The organism is Rhizobium sp. Root491 (assembly GCF_001427205.1).
GTDB lineage: Bacteria > Pseudomonadota > Alphaproteobacteria > Rhizobiales > Rhizobiaceae > Agrobacterium > Agrobacterium tumefaciens.
On sequence record NZ_LMFF01000012.1, the window covers coordinates 692,761 to 714,408 of the forward strand.

The window sequence follows — 21,648 nt, forward strand, 5'->3', positions numbered from 1 at the left end:
CCACTTCATCTGTCTGCCGCTCATTCGGCTTCAGGAAATGCTGAGACGAACTTTCGATCCGACATCGGCCAAATGCGCCGGGTGAAGAGGAATGATTGTGAAGGGCACCGCCACACGTCTGCCGACGTCGCGGAAAGCAGCAACCCTGCTGCTGCTTGCCTGTACGCTTCTCTACACCCCGGGAACTGTTTTCGCGCAAACAGCGGCCACGCGGCTGCCGGTCGCAGTTCCATCCGGCGATGCAACGCCGACAGAGAACCCCACAACGACAACTGAAAACGAGGCAAGCACGGTGCGAGCAGCACCGCCACAGCAACTATGGCGCCCCTCGAATAATCCGGGCGACCCGATCTCCGAACAGCAGGAAGAAGCGGGCCAGCCTTATGCCGACGCGGAAAACCCATATGAGCCAACGGTAGACGGCGGTGAAAACCCGCAAAGAGCCACCGAACCCGGACAAACCCCCGGCATCCGGCTCGGTACATTCCTGTTGCGGCCCTCGATCAGCCAGACGATCAATACGGAAAAGCAGACGAACACCGGCGGCCCTTCCAGACGTAACTACCTGACGACGGGTATTCGCGGCACGCTAACCAGCGACTGGTCCCGCCATGCGCTGACTGTAACAGGCGATGGCGCCTGGGAGAAAAATTTCGGCAGCAAGAATGGTGAAGAGCCGAGGGCGCGGATAGAAGCCGATCTGCGCCTCGATCTCGGCGAAGAAACGACGGCTAATCTCAAGGCGGGTTACGAATTCAGTCGTGAAGGCACCACGGACCCCAACGCTTTGACCGGCGCTGCCGTGCAGGGCGGAGAACACCGTTTCACGACCGGCGCATCGATCCAACGGGATTTCGGCAAGCTGCGCGGGCTGGCGGCGCTCGATCTGTCGCGTACGGTCTACACGGATGCAAAGGGCATAAACGGCCAGCCGATCAGTCTTAGCGATCGCGACCAGAACGGCGCGAACCTGCGCGGCCGCATCGGCTACGAATTGTCACCGGCCCTGATCCCGTTCCTCGAATTGAACGCGGGAACGACCAAATATGACAGGCGCCTGGACAATACCGGTTACGCACGGTCCTCGAATTCCTACGGCGCCAAAATTGGAGCCGAGGTCGATCTTGGCGAGAAGACCCGCGGCGAGGCCGCCATCGGCTATCTACGCAAGCAATATGACGACGACCGCATCGCTTCCATCGGCGCGCTGACACTGGACGGCGAACTGAACTGGTCGCCGCAGCGCGGCACCAACGTCAATCTTGGCCTGCGCACGACGATAGAGGATTTCGCCGGCGGACCGCAGGGCGGCTGGATTTCCTATCGGCTGGATGCCGGGCTGACCCATGAGTTGCGCAGCAATCTAGTCGCGCGGCTGACCGGGCAGATCGTGCACCGGACATTTCCCTCCTCCGATATCGAGGATGCTGTGGAATACACCGCAGGCGCTGGCTTAACCTGGGGGCTGAACCGCTATCTCGATCTGACGGCGGACGTTAGTTATCAGTGGACGCCGATTTATGACAGCAACGAACTGCGCGTCGGCGCGGGTCTTGTCCTGAAACGATAACGTCGCCCCAAACAGAAATCCCGGCGCGAAGGCCGGGATCCCGTTGTCCAGTTGGTAAATTACTTCAGTCCGTCGATAAGAGCCTTGATCGGCTCCTCGATTGCGGGGCGGATGTCAGAGCGTTCGAGCGCGAAAGCGACGTTGGCAAGAATGAAACCATCCTTGGCGCCGCAATCGAACGTCTGCCCGCGGAAATGATAGCCAGCGAATTCTTGGGACTTGGCAAGGGTCAACATGCCGTCCGTCAGCTGGATTTCGTTGCCGGCGCCCCGTTCCTGATTTTCCAGAATGTCGAAAATCTCAGGCTGAAGGATGTAGCGACCGTTGATGTAGAAATTCGAAGGTGCCGTACCCTTGGCAGGCTTCTCGACCATTTCAGTGATCTTGAAACCCTCGCCCACGGCGTTACCCACGCCGACGATGCCGTATTTATGCGTCTGATCGGGAGCGCATTCCTGCACCGCGATGACGTTGCCGGCCGTCTGGTCATAAAGTTCGACCATGCCCTTGAGGCAGCTTTTCTGTGAGTGCATGATCATATCAGGCAGCAGCACGGCGAAAGGCTCGTCGCCGACGATATCACGCGCACACCAGACCGCATGGCCAAGACCGAGCGGCACCTGCTGACGCGTGAAGCTTGCCGTGCCCGCCTTGGGCAGAAGGCCGGCCAGCAATGTAAGCTCGGCATTCTTGTTGCGCTCGCGCAGCATTTGTTCGAGTTCAAATTGAATATCAAAATAATCTTCAATCACCGCCTTGCCGCGGCCGGTGACAAATACAAAATGCTCGATGCCCGCTTCCGCCGCCTCGTCGACGACGTATTGAATGACCGGCTTGTCAACGACAGTGAGCATTTCTTTCGGAACCGCCTTGGTTGCGGGCAGGAAACGCGTACCCAGACCTGCGACCGGAAATACGGCCTTCCGAATTTTCTTATGTTCTACCACATATCCCTCCTGAGAGATAAAACTTGATCACAATCCCCGCACAGTGTTGTTATTTCAAAAATAACAACGTTTTGTAAAGGGTGACGCTACCATCTATTAATGGTAAAGAATTTGTTGACATTCTTTTGTTATGCATGACGACGCCCGATGCGTTTTCGCAATCGAAATGATATTCGAGAGAACGAAAGACTGACGATGACAAAGATGATCCTTTCAAATGTCCGCAAATTCGGCTGCATGATGGTTGCAGGTCTGGCGATCTCGCTGGCCCCCGTCTCGGCCCGGGCCGATGCTGGGTTCAAGCAGTGGATCAACCAGTTCTACGCAACAGCCGCGAAAGAAGGCATTAGCAAGGCGACCTACCAGAAAGCCTTTGCTGGTGTCAGCGAGCCGGATCCGGATGCGCTGCGCAAGGCGACCTTCCAGCCGGAATTCACCACCCAGATCTGGGATTATCTCGATTCCCGCGTCAACCCCTATACGGTGCGCATCGGCCGCGAGATGAAGATGAAGCACGCGACGACGCTCAACTGGATCGAGCGTAACTTCAACGTCGACAAACATATTATTCTCGCCATCTGGTCGATGGAATCGAATTACGGCGCGGTTCTCGAAAAACCGGAGCGCCTGCACAATATTCCGCAGGCACTGGCCACGCTCGCCTATTCCGACCCCAAACGCGCGAAGTTCGCGCGCACGCAATTGATCGCCGCACTCAAAATCCTGCAGGCAGGCGATGTCACGCCCAAGCAGCTGACGGGTTCCTGGGCGGGTGCGATGGGCCATACCCAATTCATTCCGACCAGCTACCTGCTCTATGCTGTCGATGCGGACGGCAATGGCAAGCGCGACATCTGGCACTCGGTTCCGGACGCGCTGGCGACGGCCGCCAATCTACTCGCCAAGAATGGCTGGGAACCCGGCCGGACCTGGGGTTACGAAACAGCCGTGCCGCGTGGCGGCGCCCGTTATGAGGGGCAGACGAAGTCCATTGCGGAATGGACCAAGCTTGGCTTTGCCCGCCCGAACGGCAAGAATTTCACCCGCGGCTCCGATCGCGCCATGCTGAAACTGCAGGGTGGGGCAAATGGTCCAGGTTTCCTGATGATGAAAAACTTCTTCACCATCAAGAAATACAACGCATCCGACAGCTATGCGCTGGCCGTTGGCCTGCTTGCTGACGAGATCGCCGGTTATGGCGGCATGCAGCAGAAATGGCCGCGTCCGGACGGCACACTGGATATTCGTGAAAAATTCGAACTCCAGACCCGCATGAAAGAACTTGGCTATTACGATGGCGAAGTCGATGGCAATTTCGGCTCCGGCTCGAAGGCGGCGATTAGCGCCATCCAGTCGCGCATGGGTCTGGAAACCGACGGTCAGCCGTCGCAGCGATTGCTGAGAGCACTGCGGAATTGATAATATGCCGGTGAATTCGGCGGCGGTCTTCAACGCCGCCGAAGCATCCGGAAGGATCGATGTCATGAGTAGGAAACCTGCGGCGAAAAGCACAAGGACGGGCTGGCGCATCTGCGCCATCATTCTTTGTGCTGTCTTGTGCACGCCGCTTGTCCCTTCGCAAACCTTCGCCCAGGAACAGCGACGCACCCTTTTCGAAATGCTGTTTGGCCGGCCCGTGGGCCGGGAGGACACGCCCGGCCGCGAATACCAGCCCCGCAGTCGCCGGGATTTCCCGGCTGCCCCGCGTGAAAAATCAGTCACCCGCCCGCAACCCGCAAGAAAAGCGCCTTCGGTGGTTCAGATGCGAACCATAAAACCGGAGCCTACCGCCAAGCTTGAAAATGCCAGGCGTGTTCTGGTCGTCGGTGATTTTCTGGCCGGTGGGATGGGGGAAGAATTGGTCAATGCCTTCGCCAGCTCTCCGGGAATCTCGGTCGATGTGCGCGCGAATGGTTCTTCGGGCCTCGTACGCACGGATTATTACGACTGGTTCGCCAATCTGCCGCAGTTCATAACCGAAACAAATCCCGCCACCATCGTCATCATGATGGGATCGAACGATCGCCAGCAGATGCAGATCGGCGATACCAGGGAAAAATTTGGCACCGATGTCTGGTTCAAGGAATATGAGCGGCGGATCGATGAACTTCTGACCCTTGCCGACCGGCCGAAGGTGCCGCTGCTGTGGGTTGGCCTGCCTGCCTTCCAGTCAACCTCACTCTCGGCCGACCTCGTCGGCTTCAACCGGCTTTATCGCAGCCATATCGAAAAATACGGCGGCGAATTCGTCGATGTCTGGGACGGCTTTGTCGACGAGGCCGGTAAATTTGTCATCACCGGCTACGACATGAACGGCCAGCAGGCCCGTCTGCGTGAGGCAGATGGCGTCGGCATGACGCAGGCCGGCAAACGCAAGCTTGCTTTTTACGTCGAGAAATTCGTGCGCAGGCACCTCGACAGCGCCGGACCGGACCTCGTGAAACTGGACGGCAGCAATTTGCCTGCACTCACCTCCCTGCCCGCGCTTGGCATCGACGCGGGACAGGTGCGCACCCAGCCGATCAGCCTGACCGATCCGAACCTCGATGGCGGTGACAAGCTGCTTGGCGATGTCCCTTCGACGGCCGTATCGACACGTGTCTCGGTGGTGGAATCGCCACGCGAACGGCTGACCAAGCGGGGCGAGATGGCCGATGCACCGGCGGGTCGTATCGATGACTACCGGATTGTCCCGGATACTGCTCAGGCCAGACAGTAGCCACTTCTCCGCCGTCGCTACGGCTTGAACCGGCGTAATGTTGAGGCAACCCGGCAATGGCAGGATAAATTCAGCTTTGCAGCAAATGCGGGGTCGGCCAATTGCCCTCCCCTGCCCGCGTCTTACTGCACGGTGATATTTATCCGATGCCCCCGCGCCCCTTCCTCTCCGGGAAGGCGTACGCTAGACACTGCCGAGAACAATTCATGCGCCTGCTGCTTGTTGAAGACGAACGCGAAATGGCAGCAGCCCTTTCCGCCGCCCTGCACCGGTTCGATATCATCGTGGACAATGTCGGCACGCTCGATCTTGCCCGGCATGCGATCATGGACGGTGTTCACGATCTTGTCGTGCTCGACCGGCAATTGCCCGATGGCGATGGCATCCAGCTTATAGAAGATCTGCGTCTGCTGCCCGTCACACCGCCCGTCATCGTGCTGACCGCGCAAGGCACACTTGCGGATCGGGTGAACGGCCTGAACCTCGGTGCGGACGATTATCTGGCCAAGCCCTTCGCTGTCGAGGAACTCCTTGCGCGCATCCGCGCCCTGATGCGCCGGCCAGCCGGCAGCGTGACGATGACGGCGAAACTGGGCAAGCTGGAATTTTGCTTCGAAAACCGCGAAGTCCGCATCAAGGGAGAGTTTATTCCCCTGACCAGACGCGAATTGCTGATCCTTGAAGCCCTGTTGCGTCGGCAGGGCAGAACGGTGCTGCGATCGGTACTGGAAGAGGCGGTTTATAATTTCGATGATGAAATCCAGTCGAATGCGCTTGATTCCCATATCTCCCGTCTGCGCCGCAAATTGCAGGCAGCGGATGCGGGTCTGGAGGTTCACGGTATTCGCGGCGTCGGTTATCTGCTGAGGGCGGCCTTATGAAATCGGCCGGAAGGAAATCGCTCAAGCGCCGCCTGACCATTCAATTGCTGCTTTTCCAGATCGGCAGCCTTTTCATCGTCACTGCCGCCTTCGTCGCTTACCTGTCCAGCGGCGCTTCGGGCAGCGCCCTTCTCAGCCCGGCAGCGGCCCAGATTACAGCCAATGCCATCATGCGTGACAAGGATGGCCGGCTGATGCTTGACGAAACAAATGAATTTGTCGAGCTGCGCGACAGCATGCCCGGTTTCTGGTTCGTTGCGGTCAGCGAGAAAGGTGAGATCGTGCAGGGTGGGCCGGTGCCTGAGGCCTTTAGCAACATGGATCAACAGCTTAGCGACGTCAAAGTGTCGGACGTACGCGATGCGGCATTGTCCTACTCCTATCTTGCTGTCTTGCGAATCGCCGTCGTGCGTCGTGCATCGGGACCGGCGGGCGAATTCGTTATGGTCGGCAAGGGCGGAGCCTTCAGTATGGCATTCCCCGTCCTGCTGTTCTCCAACATACTGATCATGCCGATCCTCCTTATCATGTCCATTGTGACAATCGTGACCATTCCATGGATCATCCGTCGGGAATTTTTCGCACTTTCCGCTATTGCGCGAACGGCGGAAAGCATCGACATCGACAAGCGCGGATATCGATTGCCGGATGGCGATATTCCATGGGAGGTGCAGCCGCTCGTGCATGCCGTCAACGGCGCGCTGAAACGGCTGGACGATGGTTACGAGCGGCACAAGCGCTTCATTCTCGACGCCGCCCATGAATTGCGGACCCCTGTCGCCATTCTCCAGACCCGTGTCGAAACGTTGCTGGACGGACCGGACCGGAGCCGGATATTAGCCGATGCCAGCCGCATCGCCGTGCTTGCCGAACAGTTGCTCGATCTGCAACGACTTGGCGGGCAAAAGGCGCCGCTTATTCCACTAGATCTTGTTGGCCTCTGCCGGTCTGTCGTCGCTGATATGGCGCCGCTTGCAATCTCTCAAGGCTACGAACTTTCGTTCGAGCCGGACGAAGAGCCGATCCTCGCCCTTGCCGATGACGCCTCGCTGCAACGCGCCCTGATGAACGTCGTGCAAAACGCCATCGAACATGGCGGCAATCGCGGAACGATCACCATAAAAGTGGGGGCCAACCGCGTGATCGACATATCCGACCAAGGCAACGGAATTCCCGAAGAGGACCGGGAAGCCGTGTTTGACGCATTTCACCGGTTGATACCGAAGGATCGCGGTACCGGGCTCGGTCTCAATCTCGTGCAGGAAATCGTCCGCTACCATGGAGGGGAGATCACCATCAGTGATTCCCCATCCGGCGGCGCCTCCTTCCGTATCAGCCTTCCCTATTGCTGAAACGAATCCTGTCTTCGGACACCACGTAATGTCATTGCAATTCTCAGGCGCGATATGTTGCCGTCCCCCTGAATGCGAAACCTCCATCGCGTTTCGGTTCTCCAGTCAAACGAAAGGCCTGCTGTGAAATACAACAGGCCTTTTTGTTTTCGTTAAGACGGCTTGCGCAGCGTCAACTCGCTCAGCGCGGAAGGACGGTTGCGCCCATCAGCTCTTCGTCGATCGCACGTGCGGCCTGACGGCCTTCACGGATTGCCCAGACCACCAGCGACTGGCCACGGCGAACGTCGCCTGCCGCCCACAGCTTGTCGACCGAGGTCTTGTAGTCCGTTTCGTTGGCGATCACGTTGGTGGAACCGCGACGATCGGTGTTGAGCGACAGCTTGCCATCCATTTCCTTCAGCACGCTATCGGTGAAAGGACCGGAGAAACCGATGGCGATGAAGGCAAGATCAGCCTTGATGATGAATTCCGTACCGGCAATGGGCTTGCGCCGGTCGTCCACCTGACAGCACTTCACACCCGTCAAAACGCCGTCTTCACCCACGAATTCAAGCGTGGCCACCTGGAACTCGCGAACGGCACCTTCTGCCTGCGAAGAAGAGGTGCGCATTTTCGTTGCCCAGAAGGGCCATACGGCGAGCTTGTCTTCCTTTTCCGGCGGCATCGGGCGGATATCGAGCTGTGTGACTTTAACCGCACCCTGGCGGAAGGCCGTGCCGACGCAGTCAGACGCCGTATCGCCACCGCCGACGACGACGACATGCTTGCCGCCGGCGAGGATCGGATCGGCCGGCCAGCCGATGCTGTCGATGTTTTCGCGGCCAACGCGGCGGTTCTGCTGCACGAGATAAGGCATGGCGTCGTAAACGCCATTGAAATCGGCGCCACCGATGCCGGCCGGGCGCGGGGTTTCCGAACCGCCGCAATAAAGAACCGCATCGTGATCAGCCAGAAGCGCTTCGACCGTTACATCCACGCCGACGTTGACGCCGCAATGGAAGGTAACACCTTCACCCTTGATCTGCTCGACACGGCGGTCGATGAAGTTCTTCTCCATCTTGAAATCCGGAATACCGTAACGCAGCAAACCGCCGGGCTTCGATTCACGCTCGTAAACGTGGACCTCATGACCGGCGCGGCCAAGCTGCTGCGCTGCCGCCATGCCGGAAGGACCGGAACCGATGATGGCGACCTTCTTGCCGGTGTGGATCGTCGCCGGCTTCGGCACGATAAAGCCCAGCTCGTAGGCCTTGTCGGCAATCGCCTGCTCGACGGTCTTGATGGCGACCGGCGCATCCTCGAGGTTCAGCGTGCAGGCTTCCTCGCAGGGTGCCGGACAGACGCGGCCGGTGAATTCCGGGAAGTTGTTGGTGGAATGGAGGTTGCGGATCGCCTCTTCCCAATTGTTGTTATAAACCAGATCGTTCCAGTCGGGGATCTGGTTGTGCACGGGACAGCCCGTCGGGCCGTGACAGTAGGGAATGCCGCAATCCATGCAGCGCGCCGCCTGCTTCTGCACCTCGGCATCCGACATCGGAATGGTGAATTCGCGGAAATGGCGGATACGGTCCGATGCGGGCTGATACTTGCCCACCTGCCGGTCGATCTCAAGAAAACCTGTAACCTTGCCCACGTTTATGTCCTCACATCAAAGCGGAGCGCCTGTCGGGCCCCAGTACCAGTAAGCGAAACCGAAAGCCGCCCCCAATACGATGAATTCAAATCCGGTCTCGCCGCTTGTCCAATAGATCACCATGGGAACGGCGACCGCGATCATCAGCGAGACCAGTTGGTGTAGTATCCTCACGCGGCGGATTATTCCGCCGCGACGCCCATGCGCATGCGCTCCATTTCCTCAAGCGCACGACGATATTCGACCGGCATGACCTTGCGGAATTTCGGACGGAACTCGCTCCAGCGGTCGAGTATATCCTTGGCGCGTGCAGAGTTGGTGTAGTGGAAGTGATTGGAAATCAGCTGGTAGAGCCGCTCCTCGTCGTGACGCGTCATGTCCTCGGATACGTCAACGCGTCCCTTGTGCATGAGGTCGCCACCGTGATGGTGCAGCTTCTCGAGCATGTCGTCCTCTTCCGGAACCGGCTCCAGCTCGACCATGGCCATGTTGCAGCGGGTGGCGAAATCGCCCTTCTCGTCGAGAACGTAAGCCACGCCACCGGACATGCCGGCCGCGAAGTTGCGGCCCGTCTCGCCGAGCACCACGACAATACCGCCCGTCATATATTCGCAACCGTGGTCGCCGACACCTTCGACAACCGCGACCGCGCCGGAGTTGCGCACTGCAAAGCGCTCACCCGCAACACCGCGGAAATAGCACTCGCCGGTGATGGCGCCGTAAAGAACGGTGTTGCCGACAATGATCGAGTTTTCCGCGACGATACGGGTGTTTTCCGGCGGGCGCACGATGATGCGGCCACCCGAAAGACCCTTGCCGACATAGTCGTTGCCGTCACCCACCAGATCGAAGGTGATGCCGCGAGCGAGAAACGCCCCGAAGGACTGACCGGCCGTGCCGCGCAGCGTCACGTGGATCGTATCGTCCTTCAGACCCTTATGGCCCCAGCGCTTGGCAAGCGCGCCTGACAGCATGGCACCGGCGGAACGGTCGACGTTCTTGATCGGTACTTCGAAAACGACAGGCTCGCGGTTTTCCAGCGACGGTAGCGACTTCTCGATCAGCTTGCGATCGAGAATATCGTCGATCGGGTGCTTCTGACGCTCGGTCCAGAAAGTTGCCTCCTTGGGAGCGTCTACCTTGTGGAAGATGCGGCTGAAATCCAGACCCTTGGCCTTCCAGTGCGCCAGCATCTCATCCTTTTCGAGGAGTTCGGAAGCGCCGATGATCTCGTCCAGCTTGGTAACGCCAAGCGAGGCGAGGATTTCGCGCACCTCTTCAGCCACGAAGAAGAAGTAGTTGATGACGTGTTCCGGCGTCCCCTTGAAGCGCTTGCGCAGAACAGGATCCTGCGTTGCGACGCCGACGGGGCAGGTGTTCAGATGGCACTTGCGCATCATAATGCAGCCCGCAGCAATCAGCGGCGCGGTGGCAAAGCCGAATTCATCCGCACCAAGCAGCGCGCCGATGATGACGTCGCGGCCGGTCTTCAGACCACCATCCACCTGCAGCGCGATGCGCGAACGAAGGCCGTTCAGCACCAGCGTCTGCTGGGTTTCGGCAAGGCCGATTTCCCAGGGCGAACCGGCATGCTTCAGCGACGTCAGCGGCGAAGCACCGGTGCCGCCATCGAAACCGGCGATGGTGATATGGTCAGCGCGCGCCTTGGCGACACCCGCCGCAACTGTGCCAACGCCCACTTCCGACACCAGCTTCACAGAAACATCTGCTTCCGGGTTGACGTTCTTCAGGTCGTAGATCAGCTGCGCCAGATCTTCGATGGAATAGATATCGTGGTGTGGCGGCGGCGAAATGAGGCCGACGCCCGGCGTGGAGTGACGGGTCTTTGCAACCGTGGCATCCACCTTGTGGCCGGGCAGCTGGCCGCCTTCGCCGGGCTTGGCACCCTGCGCGACCTTGATCTGCAACATGTCGGCATTGACGAGATATTCCGTCGTCACACCAAAGCGGCCGGATGCGATCTGCTTGATGGCGGAACGCTCGGGGTTCGGCTTGCCGTTCAGAAGCGGCATGTAACGGTCGGATTCTTCGCCGCCTTCGCCGGTGTTGGACTTGCCGCCGATGCGGTTCATCGCAATCGCAAGCGTGGTATGCGCCTCGCGGCTGATCGAGCCGAAGGACATGGCGCCAGTCGAGAAGCGCTTGACGATATCGACCGCCGGTTCGACGTCATCGATGGAAACCGGCTTGCGGCCGAGCGCTTCCGCCGATTTGACCTTGAACAGGCCGCGAATGGTGTTCATGCGCAGCGCCGTCTCATTCACCATGTCGGCAAATTCACGGTAGCGCTCCTGGCTGTTGCCGCGCACGGCGTGTTGCAGCGAGGCGACGGCATCCGGCGTCCAGGCGTGGCTTTCGCCGCGCATGCGATAGGCATATTCGCCGCCGATATCGAGCGTGTTGGCAAGGATCGGATCCTTGCCGAAAGCCGCCGTGTGGCGCGTTACGGTTTCTTCGGCGATCTCGGTCAGACCCACGCCCTCGATGGAGGTGGCGGTGCCGAAGAAATACTTCTCGACGAATTCCGACGACAGGCCGATGGCGTCGAAAATCTGCGCGCCGCAATAGGACTGGTAGGTGGAAATGCCCATTTTGGACATGACCTTGAGGATGCCCTTACCCACCGCCTTGATGTAGCGATAGACGACTTCGTCGTCCGACACTTCCTTCGGGAAGGCGCCGTGCTTGTGCATGTCGAGCAGCGTGTCGAAGGCGAGGTAGGGGTTGATCGCCTCCGCGCCATAGCCAGCGAGCAGACAGAAATGATGGATTTCGCGCGGTTCGCCGGTTTCAACGACGAGGCCGACCGAAGTGCGCAGACCCTTGCGGATCAGGTGGTGATGCACGGCAGCCGTCGCCAGCAGCGCGGGGATCGCAATCCGGTCCGGGCCGAGCTGACGGTCGGACAGAACGATGATGTTGTAACCACCACGAACAGCGGATTCAGCCCGCTCGCACAGGCGGTCGAGCATATCAGGCATGCCTTCGGCGCCGCGCTCCACATCATAGGTGAAGTCGAGCGTCTTGGTATCGAAACGGTCTTCGGTGTGGCCGATGGAGCGGATCTTTTCCAGATCGCCATTGGTGAGGATCGGCTGGCGCACTTCCAGACGCTTGGCACGGGCCGCGCCCTCGTGATCGAGAAGGTTCGGGCGTGGGCCAATGAACGAAACGAGGCTCATCACCAGTTCTTCGCGGATCGGATCGATCGGCGGGTTGGTGACCTGCGCGAAGTTCTGCTTGAAATAGGTGTAAAGCAGCTTGGACTTGTCCGACATCGCCGAAATCGGCGTATCGGTACCCATCGAGCCGATGGCTTCCTGGCCCGTTGTTGCCATCGGCGACATCAGGAGCTTGGTATCTTCGCTGGTGTAACCGAAGGCCTGCTGGCGATCGAGCAACGACACGTCACGCCGCAGCGCACGGGGCTCCACCGGCTTCAGATCCTCAAGAATGAGCTGGGTACGGTCTAGCCAGGTGCGATAGGGGTGCTTGGCAGCAAGCTCGTGCTTCACATCCTCGTCGGAAATGATCGAGCCCTTTTCCATGTCGATCAGCAGCATCTTGCCGGGCTGCAAACGCCACTTCTTGATGATGCGTTCCTCCGGCACCGGCAGCGTACCGGCTTCGGATGCCATGATGACGCGGTCGTCGTCGGTGACGAGATAGCGCGCCGGGCGCAAACCGTTACGGTCGAGGGTTGCGCCGATCTGCTTGCCATCGGTGAAGGCAACGGCGGCCGGGCCGTCCCACGGCTCCATAAGCGCGGCATGATATTCGTAGAAAGCCTTGCGTTCAGCCGACATGGACAGGTTGCCCGACCAAGCTTCCGGGATCAGCATCATCACGGCATGGGCCATGGAGTAACCGCCGCGCACGAGGAATTCGAGCGCGTTGTCGAAGCAGGCGGTGTCCGACTGGCCTTCATAGGAAATGGGCCAGAGCTTGGAGATATCGTCACCGAACAGCGCCGACGAAACAGACGCCTGACGCGCCGCCATCCAGTTGACGTTGCCGCGCAGCGTGTTGATCTCGCCGTTATGGGCGACCATGCGATAGGGATGCGCGAGCTTCCAGGACGGGAAGGTGTTGGTGGAGAAACGCTGGTGCACCAGCGCAACCGCGGATTCGAAACGCGGGTCCGCCAGATCCTTGTAATAGGCTCCAACCTGATAGGCGAGGAACATGCCCTTGTAGACGATGGTGGAGGAGGACAGCGAGACGGGATAGAAATCCTGCGTTTCCTTACCGCCGCCCTCGTCGTAGATGCGGTTGGAGAGAACCTTGCGGATCAGGAACAGCTTGCGCTCAAAGTCATGATTGGTCGCGGCATCGCGGCCGGCGCCGATGAAAACCTGAACATGGTGCGGTTCGGTGCCAGCGATATCGGGTGCCTTGGAAAGGGAAGAATTATCGACTGGCACGTCGCGGAAGCCGAGGAACTGCTGTCCCTCCTCGCCGATCACGTCGACAATAACCTTCTTGTAGTGATCGATACGGGACGGATCGCGCGGCATGAAGATGTGGCCAACAGCATATTCGCCAGCCTTCGGCAAAGTCACACCCTGGCTCGCCATTTCCTCGCGGAAAAAGCGGTCGGGGATCTGCACGAGAATGCCCGCACCATCGCCCATCAGCGGATCAGCGCCGACAGCACCGCGATGCGTCAGGTTTTCGAGAATGAACAGGCCGTCCTTGACGATCTGGTGCGACTTCTGACCCTTCATATGGGCAACAAAGCCGACGCCGCAGGCATCGTGCTCATTGCGCGGATCGTAAAGACCCTGCTTTTCCGGCAGGCCGCCCGCGAAACGCCCCTTCGCAGAAACGGGTGCGGCCGCAGCCGCGGTGGGACAGTCTGTGGTCAGGGTTGCGGCGACGTTGTCTGCCTGCAGCTTGTTTGTCATTTTCGTCCCTCCTGCAAAATTACTTGCATGGTTTCATGCGAAGATCCGGCTCGACACGAATTTCGCTTTCCGAAAAATCCGCATTCAATCCGGCTCGACCAAATTTAGGACAGCAAAGCTGTCTCAATTCGAGAGAATTTTGGCAGAAACCCGCGGGTTTAGCAAGGGTGCGAATCCAATTAGTCGCAGTGCCGATGTGCAGCGAAGTTTCGATACTGACCCATTGCGCGAAACTTTCTTGTCACAAAACGCTTCGGGCCGTTGCTTTCATTGCCGGATTTGCCAACCGCGAGGTTAGGTCCTAGAACTTTGCGGGTCATCGTCAACGCATTCCCAACACCAGCACAACAGCCATCGGAAAGCTTTCAGAGATGTTTTTTGCCTCAGACAATTGGGCCGGCGCCCACCCTGCCATCAACGAGCGCCTTTCGCGGGAATCCACCCGATTTGCGGCTGCCTATGGCACCAGCGCCCTCGACCTTTCCATAGAAAAGCGCTTCAATGAAATATTCGAACGCGAAGTGGCGGTGTTTTTCGTCGCCACAGGTACGGCGGCCAATTCTCTTTCGCTGGCAAGCATTGCCCGCCCCGGCGGCCTGACCTTCTGTCATTCCGAAGCCCATGTGATCGAGGATGAATGTGGAGCGCCGGATTTCTTCTCCGGCATGCGCATGGTTGCCGTCGAGGGACCGAACGGCAAGATGCTGCCGGAAAATCTGATCGAGCGCATTTCGCGCTATCCGCAGGACGCCGTTCATCACGGACGCGCCGCAGCGGTTACGATGACACAGGCAACCGAGGCCGGTACTGTCTATACGCTCGATGAAATCGACGCGATTGCCAAAATCGCCAAGGAGAACGGCCTGCCGCTGCATATGGACGGCGCGCGCTTTGCCAATGCGCTTGCTGCACTCGGCACCACGCCCGCCGAAATGACCTGGAAACGCGGCGTTGATGTGCTCTCTTTCGGCGGCACGAAAAACGGCTGCTGGTGCGCGGAAGCGATCGTGTTTTTCGACCCCGCGCTCGCCAAAGACTTCGCCTTCCTGCGCAAGCGCACCGCCCAGCTTTTTTCGAAGTCGCGCTTCATCGCCGCACAATTCGAAGCCTATCTGCAGGACGATCTCTGGTTGGGTCTCGCAAGCCACGCCAATGCCATGGCCAATCGGCTGCGCGCCGGCTTCGCCTCGCTTAACAGTGCCCGTCTGGCATGGCCGACCACTGCAAACGAGGTTTTCGCCATTCTGCCGAAGGCTGCCGCTGAAGCGGCAACGGAGAAAGGCGCGAAGTTCTACGACTGGCTGGTGCCCCGCGATATGCCGGAAAAGGTCGGAAAGGACGAGGTGCTGATCCGCATGGTCACCAGCTTCGCAACGACCGAGACTGATGTCGACGAATTCCTGTCGATCTGCGCCGCTGTCTGACAAAACATTCGGGGGCGCCGTGTCGTAACGGCGCCCTCAAACCTCCTGCAGCCGGTAGCCGACACCGGTTTCCGTGAGGATATAGCGCGGCTGATCCGGAGTTTTTTCGATCTTCTGGCGAAGCTGGCGTACATAAACGCGCAAATATTGCACGTCGGTCAACTCGTCCCACACATGCTCCAGCAGGAAACGGTGCGTCAGCACCTTGCCCGCATGCTGGACCAGAACCCGCAGAATATCATATTCCTTGGGCGAGAGTTTCACCTCCCGGTCCTCCACCTTGACGATGCGTCTGACGAGATCGACCGAAAGATCGCCGGTATGAAACACCGGTCTCTCACCCTGGCTCTGAAGGCGATGGCGCAGGGCGACACGAATGCGGGCAACAAGCTCGTTCATGCCGAAAGGCTTGGTGATGTAATCGTCGGCACCCAGCTCCAGTGCCTTGACGATACCCGCCTCGTCAGTGCGGCTGGAAAGAATGATGACGGGTAGGGAAAGCCCCTCGCCCCGCCATTTCTCCAGAAGCTCGTGTCCCGACATATCCGGAAGACCGAGATCAAGGACCACTAGATCGGGCTTGTCCTCGTTCATCAACTCCATCGCGACGCGGGCATTCATCGCCTCGCTGACCGCATAGTCCTGCGTCGAGAGACCGACCCGCAAAAGTTTGCGGATCGGCGGTTCATCGTCGACGATCAGAATGCGAACGGCGGAATTGGTCATTGCCGATCTCCTTCAGCCCTAGTCATGGTTCAGCACCGGCACTTCGGCGGGAACGGGCAGGCTTATGGTAAATTGCGCGCCCGTGCGACCTGATCTGTTTTCAGCGCGAATAGATCCACCCATGGCCTCGATAAACCCCTTGCAGATGGATAGCCCGAGGCCGGTCCCGGCCTGCACATGGTCCGCCTTGCGCACACGGTAGAAACTGTCGAACACCCGCTCGGTATCATCAGGGGGAATACCCGGCCCCTCGTCGGCAACGGACAGGAAGACATGCCTGCCCTGCCGCCACCCGCGAATCTGGATTACGGTTTGTTCGGGCGCATATTTGGCGGCATTGTCGATCAGATTGAACAGAACCTGCTCAAAAAGCACCGGATCGACCTTCAGCATCGGCAGATCGGAGGGAATGTCCAGAACGATCTCGTGCCTGACAGCGATTTTCGCCGCGCGTGAAAGCGCTGTTCCGACCATATCGCCAACAAAATGCAATCCGTAATTCGGCTCCATCGCGCCCGAACCGATCCTCGTCATATCGAGCAGGTTGGAAATGAAGCGGTTCAGCCGTTCGGATTCCTCGACGATGGTTAGAAGCAGTTCGGTGCGCGCCTCGAGCGGAATGTCGTCGGCGAAATCCTTCAGCGTTCCGGCGGAACCCAGAATGGCGGCGAGCGGCGTTTTCAGGTCGTGGGAGATGGAGGTCAAAAGCGCGGTGCGCAGCCGGTCGGTTTCCGCCGCAAGCCTTGCCCGATCGACATCCGAAACCAGCTGGATGCGCTCGATGGCAAGTGCCGCCTGATCCGCCAGCGCATCGAAAAGCCGCTGCTGCTCAGGTGTGAAAAGTGGGCCAAGCCGGTCGTCGTCCAGCCCCACCACCCCGACGGCGCCGCTGCCGGTGCGCAACGGCAGATAAAGGCGTTTGGCACCCGGGAGCGTATCGGCGCCCCGGCCTGCAGCCTTGTTATGTTCCCAGGCCCAGTGAGCGGCCGCAATGTCCGCATCCGCGAGCGTGTCATCGGGCGGATAGCCCGCCTTGACGGTGATCGAATTGTTTTCGGGCAGAAGCAGGACGACCCTGACTTTCAGCATCGACGCCATCTGGAACGCGGTTGCCCACAATACGTCATCCAGCGTGCCGGTAACCGCGAGTTTTTTGGAAAAAAGGTACAAATCTTCCGTGGTTCGCGCACGCATCCGTGCAGCTGCGGCCTGCCGCTGCACCGCCGCAGTCAGATTTGAGGCGACAAGCGCCACACCGAGATAGAACAGCAGCGCCACGACGCTTTCGGGATCGCGGACAGTCAGGGTATAACGCGGTTCAAGAAAGAAAAAATTGAACGCAAAGGCACCAAGCAGGGAAGCATAAAGGCCAGGCCCCAGCCCTCCGCGCACGGCTGCTGCGAAAACCGCCATCAGGAACACCAGCGCCAGATTTTGAACATCAAGGGCTTGGTCAAGCACGATGCCGGCCACGATCGCCAGTCCGACAAACAGGGTGCTGTTGAGATAGGGCAGTATCGAAAACCGCGATTGGGCCGTTGCCGGCTTCACGGTCTGGACCGGCTTCTCCGCGTTTTTGTCGCCGGAAATGACATGCACGCTGATATCGCCGGCATGGTCTATCAGATCATGCGTCAGCGAACGCTGCAGAATTCTCTGCCACCACGACCTTCGGGGACGGCCGATGATGATGTGGGTGAAGTTATTGGCGTTGGCATAGGATATGATTTCGTGCGTCAGGTCGAGCGCCGGCAGGGTTACTGTCTCGCCGCCCAACTGCTGCGCGAGCCGCATGGTGCCGGCCAGCCGATCCTTCTCCGCCTCCGACAATTGCTGAGAGCGAGGCGTGTCCAGATGCAGTGCCGTCCACGGCGCGCGCAGGCGATCGGCCTGCCTTCGGGCATAACGCACCAGACCGGGGCCGTTGCCGCCGTGGTCCAGACAGACCAGAACACGGTCTCCCGCAGCCCACGGCCCGGAGATGGCGTGCGACTGCATGTGGTTGAGCAATTGCTCGTCCACCCGCTGCGCTGTGCGCCGTAGCGCAAGCTCGCGCAGGGCCGTCAGATTGCCGCGCGAAAAATAGTTCTCGATGGCGCGCCGCGCGGTGCGGGGCATATAGACCTTGCCGTCCTGCAGGCGCTTGATCAGATCATCGGGGGTGATATCGATGATCTCAACATCGTCAGCCCGGTCAATGATGCTGTCTGGCACCGTTTCGCGCACGCGGATACGGGTGATCTGCGCCACCACATCGTTCAGGCTTTCCACATGCTGAATGTTCAATGTCGTATAGACATCGATGCCCTGCGCGAGAATTTCCTGAACATCCATATAGCGCTTGGGATGCCGGCTGCCGGCAGCATTGGTGTGGGCCAGCTCATCGACCAGAACCAGCGCCGGTCGACGGGCGAGAATGGCGTCGAGATCCATCTCGTTCAGCGCCTGGCCGCGATAATCAATGTTCCGGCGCGCAATGATCTCGAAACCCTGCACAAGTGTTTCGGTTTCCTTGCGGCCGTGCGTTTCCACGACACCGATAATGGTATCGACACCATCTGCGAGTTTTGCCCGGCCGGACATCAGCATTTCATAGGTCTTGCCGACACCGGGAGCTGCGCCCAGAAAAATCTTCAGCCGCCCTCGCGCCTCGCGCCGGGCGTTTTCAAGCAGCGCATCCGGCGATGGTCTGCTCGGCATATCACGATTATCGTCAGGCATTTAACCCACCAGTGGACAAGCTATGGCTTCCAAAGAAGCCATAGCCATTTCAGTTCATGAGCCGGCTGCGTCAAGAGCCATGTTGAGAGCCAGCACATTTACAACGGGCTCGCCCATGAAGCCCAATTCAGGCGCCTCCACATGGGCGTCGACGACGGCGCGCAGTGACGCTTCGTTCATGCCCCTTGCCTTGGCGACACGCGAGACCTGAAAATAGGCGGCCTCAGGCGACACATGCGGGTCGAGACCGCTGCCCGATGCCGTCACCAGATCAATGGGAACCTCGGCTGCCGAATTTTCGGCTTTAGCAGCCTCGTAGTCCTGCTTCACCCGGTCGATAAGCTTTGCGCTCGTCGGTCCCAGGTTGGAGCCGGAAGACGACGCGGCATTGTAGCCGTCGCCGGCAGCCGACGGCCTGCCGTGGAAATATTTCTCGCCGGTGAAGGCCTGCCCGATCAATTGCGACCCGACAACAGTCCCATTCTTCTCGATCAGACTGCCATTTGCCTGGAAGGGAAAGATAGCCTGTGCAAGGCCCGTCATTCCAAGAGGATAGGCAAGGCCGGTGATTGCGGTGGTGGCAAGGATCAGCACCAGTGCGGGACGTAGCTGTTTCAACATTTCCATACTCCTCAGGCGAGACCAAGCGCCGTAATGGCGAGGTCAATGGCCTTGATGCCGATGAAGGGCACGATGATGCCGCCCAGACCATAGATGACCAGATTGCGCGACAGCAGCGCCCCGGCCCCGATCGGGCGGTATTTGACGCCCTTCAGCGAGAGCGGGATGAGCGCGATGATGATGAGCGCGTTGAAGATGATGGCAGACAGGATCGCACTTTGCGGTGTCGAAAGACCCATGACATTCAGCACGCCAAGCTGCGGATAGAAGGCCAAGAACATTGCCGGGATAATGGCGAAATATTTGGCGATGTCGTTGGCGATGGAGAATGTGGTGAGCGCGCCGCGCGTCATCAGCAATTGCTTGCCGATTTCGACGATTTCGATGAGCTTGGTCGGATCGCTGTCGAGATCGACCATGTTGCCAGCCTCGCGCGCTGCGACCGTGCCGGTGTTCATGGCGACTCCCACATCGGCCTGCGCCAGTGCGGGCGCATCGTTCGTGCCGTCACCGCACATGGCGACGAGCTTGCCCTTGGCCTGTTCCTCGCGGATAAGCTCCAGCTTGTTTTCCGGGGTCGCCTGGGCGAGGAAATCGTCCACCCCTGCTTCCGCCGCGATGGCAGCGGCCGTCATGGGATTGTCGCCGGTGATCATCACCGTGCGGATGCCCATGCGGCGAAGTTCGGCGAAACGCTCGCGAATGCCGCCCTTGACGATATCCTTCAGCTGCACGACGCCGAGCAGCTTTCCGTCGCGCACGACAGCAAGCGGTGTGCCACCTGTCTTGGCTATCTCTTCCGCGATCGTGCGGATGTCACGCGTTACATCCGTTTCGGTTTTAACGGCAAGCGCCGTATTGCCTTGCTGCGTAACACCGCCATCGACATAGGAAAGAACGGCATCGACAGCCCCCTTGCGAATGGAAGAGCCTTCGAAATCCACACCGCTCATGCGGGTCTGGGCGGTGAAGGGCACGAAAGTGGCCTGCAGTTTCTGCATGTCGCGGGCACGGATGCCGTATTTTTCCTTGGCGAGAACGACGATGGAACGGCCTTCCGGCGTTTCGTCGGCAAGCGATGCAAGCTGCGCCGCATCGGCCAGTTCCTGTTCGGAAACACCGGTGACGGGGCGGAATTCGGTTGCCTGGCGGTTGCCGAGCGTTATCGTGCCGGTCTTGTCGAGCAGCAGCGTGTCGACGTCGCCGGCGGCTTCCACCGCGCGGCCGGACATGGCAAGCACGTTGAAACGCACCAGCCTGTCCATGCCGGCAATGCCGATCGCCGACAAGAGAGCGCCGATGGTCGTCGGGATGAGCGTCACGAACAGCGCCACCAGCACGATGATCGGGATGGAGCCACCGGCATAGGCCGCAAAGCTCGGAATGGTCGCGGTGGCCAGAACGAAGATCAGCGTCATGCCCGCAAGCAGAATGTTGAGCGCGATTTCGTTCGGCGTCTTCTGGCGCTCGGCGCCTTCAACGAGCGAAATCATTCGGTCGAGGAAGGTGGAGCCGGCAGCAGCGGTGATGCGAACCCTTATCCAGTCCGACAGCACCTGCGTACCACCGGTGACAGCCGAGCGATCGCCGCCGGATTCGCGGATAACAGGGGCGGATTCGCCCGTTATTGCCGCTTCATTGACTGAGGCAACACCTTCGATGACTTCACCGTCGGACGGAATGATGTCGCCAGCCTCGACGAGAACGACATCGTTCACCTTGAGGCCAGCGCCGGCTACCATCGTATATTGGCTACGATCATCACCGGTCAGAAGTTTCGCCTGGGTTTCCGTGCGGGTTTTCCGCAGCGAATCCGCCTGCGCCTTGCCGCGCCCTTCGGCTACGGCCTCGGCGAAATTGGCGAAGAGAACGGTGAACCAAAGCCACAGATTGATCTGGAAGGAAAAGCCGAGATTTGCATTGCCGATGATGAGATCGCGAACGAACAGCACGGTTGTCAGCACCGATACCGTTGCCACGACGAACATGACCGGATTGCGCGCAAGCGTGCGCGGATTGAGCTTTTTGAATGCGTCGGCAATTGCCGGAACGAGAATGCGAGAATCAAGGATGCTCGCTTGTTTGGACTGGCTCATGAAGAGACTCCAGCGTTTGAAACAGGG

The 21,648-nt window shown here is 59.4% G+C and carries 14 protein-coding genes; 6 read left to right on the forward strand and 8 right to left on the reverse strand.

Annotated features, from left to right (window positions below):
* Positions 1 to 91: 91 nt before the first annotated feature.
* The gene (uppP, locus tag ASD46_RS14290) at positions 92 to 1,570 is read left to right on the forward strand and encodes a polysaccharide biosynthesis protein UppP (protein WP_025595372.1); all 1,479 of its coding nucleotides are present in this window, start codon (positions 92 to 94) and stop codon (positions 1,568 to 1,570) included.
* A gap of 59 nt (positions 1,571 to 1,629) precedes the next feature.
* On the opposite strand, the gene galU is transcribed toward uppP, so the two are convergent.
* Positions 1,630 to 2,517 carry a UTP--glucose-1-phosphate uridylyltransferase GalU gene (gene galU, locus ASD46_RS14295; RefSeq protein ID WP_025595371.1) on the reverse strand — a complete coding sequence of 296 codons (888 nt, stop codon included), beginning with the start codon at positions 2,515 to 2,517 and terminating at the stop codon, positions 1,630 to 1,632.
* Positions 2,518 to 2,712: 195 nt separating this feature from the next.
* On the opposite strand from galU, the gene ASD46_RS14300 reads away from it, so the two are divergent.
* The 4 genes from ASD46_RS14300 to ASD46_RS14315 all read left to right on the forward strand — a co-directional run bounded on the left by ASD46_RS14300 (position 2,713) and on the right by ASD46_RS14315 (position 7,469).
* Complete coding sequence (locus ASD46_RS14300; protein WP_003511460.1) at positions 2,713 to 3,936, forward strand: lytic murein transglycosylase; 1,224 nt, start codon at positions 2,713 to 2,715, stop codon at positions 3,934 to 3,936.
* 64 nt (positions 3,937 to 4,000) lie between these two features.
* Positions 4,001 to 5,236 (forward strand): SGNH family hydrolase, encoded by a 1,236-nt coding sequence (locus ASD46_RS14305; RefSeq protein ID WP_025595369.1) that lies wholly within the window; start codon positions 4,001 to 4,003, stop codon positions 5,234 to 5,236.
* Positions 5,237 to 5,442: 206 nt separating this feature from the next.
* On the forward strand, positions 5,443 to 6,117 hold the full coding sequence (locus ASD46_RS14310) for a response regulator transcription factor (RefSeq protein ID WP_025595368.1): 675 nt from the start codon (positions 5,443 to 5,445) through the stop codon (positions 6,115 to 6,117).
* Complete coding sequence (locus tag ASD46_RS14315; protein WP_013761864.1) at positions 6,114 to 7,469, forward strand: sensor histidine kinase; 1,356 nt, start codon at positions 6,114 to 6,116, stop codon at positions 7,467 to 7,469. Before ASD46_RS14310 ends, ASD46_RS14315 begins: the two co-directional genes overlap by 4 nt.
* A 181-nt stretch (positions 7,470 to 7,650) precedes the next feature.
* Here the strand turns inward: ASD46_RS14315 and ASD46_RS14320 are convergent, their stop codons facing one another.
* The 3 genes from ASD46_RS14320 to gltB are packed head-to-tail and all read right to left on the reverse strand — an operon-like array spanning position 7,651 to position 14,033.
* Entirely contained in the window at positions 7,651 to 9,105 is a 1,455-nt protein-coding gene (locus ASD46_RS14320; protein ID WP_003511464.1) for a glutamate synthase subunit beta, read from the reverse strand.
* A gap of 15 nt (positions 9,106 to 9,120) precedes the next feature.
* Positions 9,121 to 9,279, reverse strand: a complete 159-nt coding sequence (locus tag ASD46_RS27110) for a hypothetical protein (RefSeq protein WP_155846257.1) — start codon at positions 9,277 to 9,279, stop codon at positions 9,121 to 9,123.
* An 8-nt stretch (positions 9,280 to 9,287) separates the two neighbouring features.
* Positions 9,288 to 14,033: a glutamate synthase large subunit gene (gene gltB, locus ASD46_RS14325; RefSeq protein WP_025595367.1), complete on the reverse strand. Its 4,746-nt coding sequence runs from the start codon at positions 14,031 to 14,033 to the stop codon at positions 9,288 to 9,290.
* A gap of 371 nt (positions 14,034 to 14,404) precedes the next feature.
* On the opposite strand from gltB, the gene ASD46_RS14330 reads away from it, so the two are divergent.
* Positions 14,405 to 15,457: a low specificity L-threonine aldolase gene (locus tag ASD46_RS14330; RefSeq protein WP_003511467.1), complete on the forward strand. Its 1,053-nt coding sequence runs from the start codon at positions 14,405 to 14,407 to the stop codon at positions 15,455 to 15,457.
* Between the two features lie 36 nt (positions 15,458 to 15,493).
* On the opposite strand, the gene ASD46_RS14335 is transcribed toward ASD46_RS14330, so the two are convergent.
* The 4 genes from ASD46_RS14335 to kdpB are packed head-to-tail and all read right to left on the reverse strand — an operon-like array spanning position 15,494 to position 21,621.
* Positions 15,494 to 16,183: a response regulator transcription factor gene (locus ASD46_RS14335; protein ID WP_025595366.1), complete on the reverse strand. Its 690-nt coding sequence runs from the start codon at positions 16,181 to 16,183 to the stop codon at positions 15,494 to 15,496.
* Positions 16,184 to 16,201: 18 nt separating this feature from the next.
* Positions 16,202 to 18,904 (reverse strand): sensor histidine kinase, encoded by a 2,703-nt coding sequence (locus tag ASD46_RS14340; protein WP_025595365.1) that lies wholly within the window; start codon positions 18,902 to 18,904, stop codon positions 16,202 to 16,204.
* Between the two features lie 54 nt (positions 18,905 to 18,958).
* Entirely contained in the window at positions 18,959 to 19,525 is a 567-nt protein-coding gene (gene kdpC, locus ASD46_RS14345) for a potassium-transporting ATPase subunit KdpC (protein WP_025595364.1), read from the reverse strand.
* Positions 19,526 to 19,536: 11 nt separating this feature from the next.
* Entirely contained in the window at positions 19,537 to 21,621 is a 2,085-nt protein-coding gene (kdpB, locus tag ASD46_RS14350) for a potassium-transporting ATPase subunit KdpB (RefSeq protein WP_025595363.1), read from the reverse strand.
* Between the last annotated feature and the right edge of the window lie 27 nt (positions 21,622 to 21,648).

Coding starts and splice junctions, on each gene's coding strand:
- uppP (WP_025595372.1), top strand. CDS start 92: ATGATTGTGAAGGGCACCGCCACACGTCTGCCGACGTCGCGGAAAGCA.
- ASD46_RS14300 (WP_003511460.1), top strand. CDS start 2,713: ATGACAAAGATGATCCTTTCAAATGTCCGCAAATTCGGCTGCATGATG.
- ASD46_RS14305 (WP_025595369.1), top strand. CDS start 4,001: ATGAGTAGGAAACCTGCGGCGAAAAGCACAAGGACGGGCTGGCGCATC.
- ASD46_RS14310 (WP_025595368.1), top strand. CDS start 5,443: ATGCGCCTGCTGCTTGTTGAAGACGAACGCGAAATGGCAGCAGCCCTT.
- ASD46_RS14315 (WP_013761864.1), top strand. CDS start 6,114: ATGAAATCGGCCGGAAGGAAATCGCTCAAGCGCCGCCTGACCATTCAA.
- gltB (WP_025595367.1), bottom strand. CDS start 14,033: ATGACAAACAAGCTGCAGGCAGACAACGTCGCCGCAACCCTGACCACA.
- ASD46_RS14330 (WP_003511467.1), top strand. CDS start 14,405: ATGTTTTTTGCCTCAGACAATTGGGCCGGCGCCCACCCTGCCATCAAC.
- ASD46_RS14335 (WP_025595366.1), bottom strand. CDS start 16,183: ATGACCAATTCCGCCGTTCGCATTCTGATCGTCGACGATGAACCGCCG.
- ASD46_RS14340 (WP_025595365.1), bottom strand. CDS start 18,904: ATGCCTGACGATAATCGTGATATGCCGAGCAGACCATCGCCGGATGCG.
- kdpC (WP_025595364.1), bottom strand. CDS start 19,525: ATGTTGAAACAGCTACGTCCCGCACTGGTGCTGATCCTTGCCACCACC.
- kdpB (WP_025595363.1), bottom strand. CDS start 21,621: ATGAGCCAGTCCAAACAAGCGAGCATCCTTGATTCTCGCATTCTCGTT.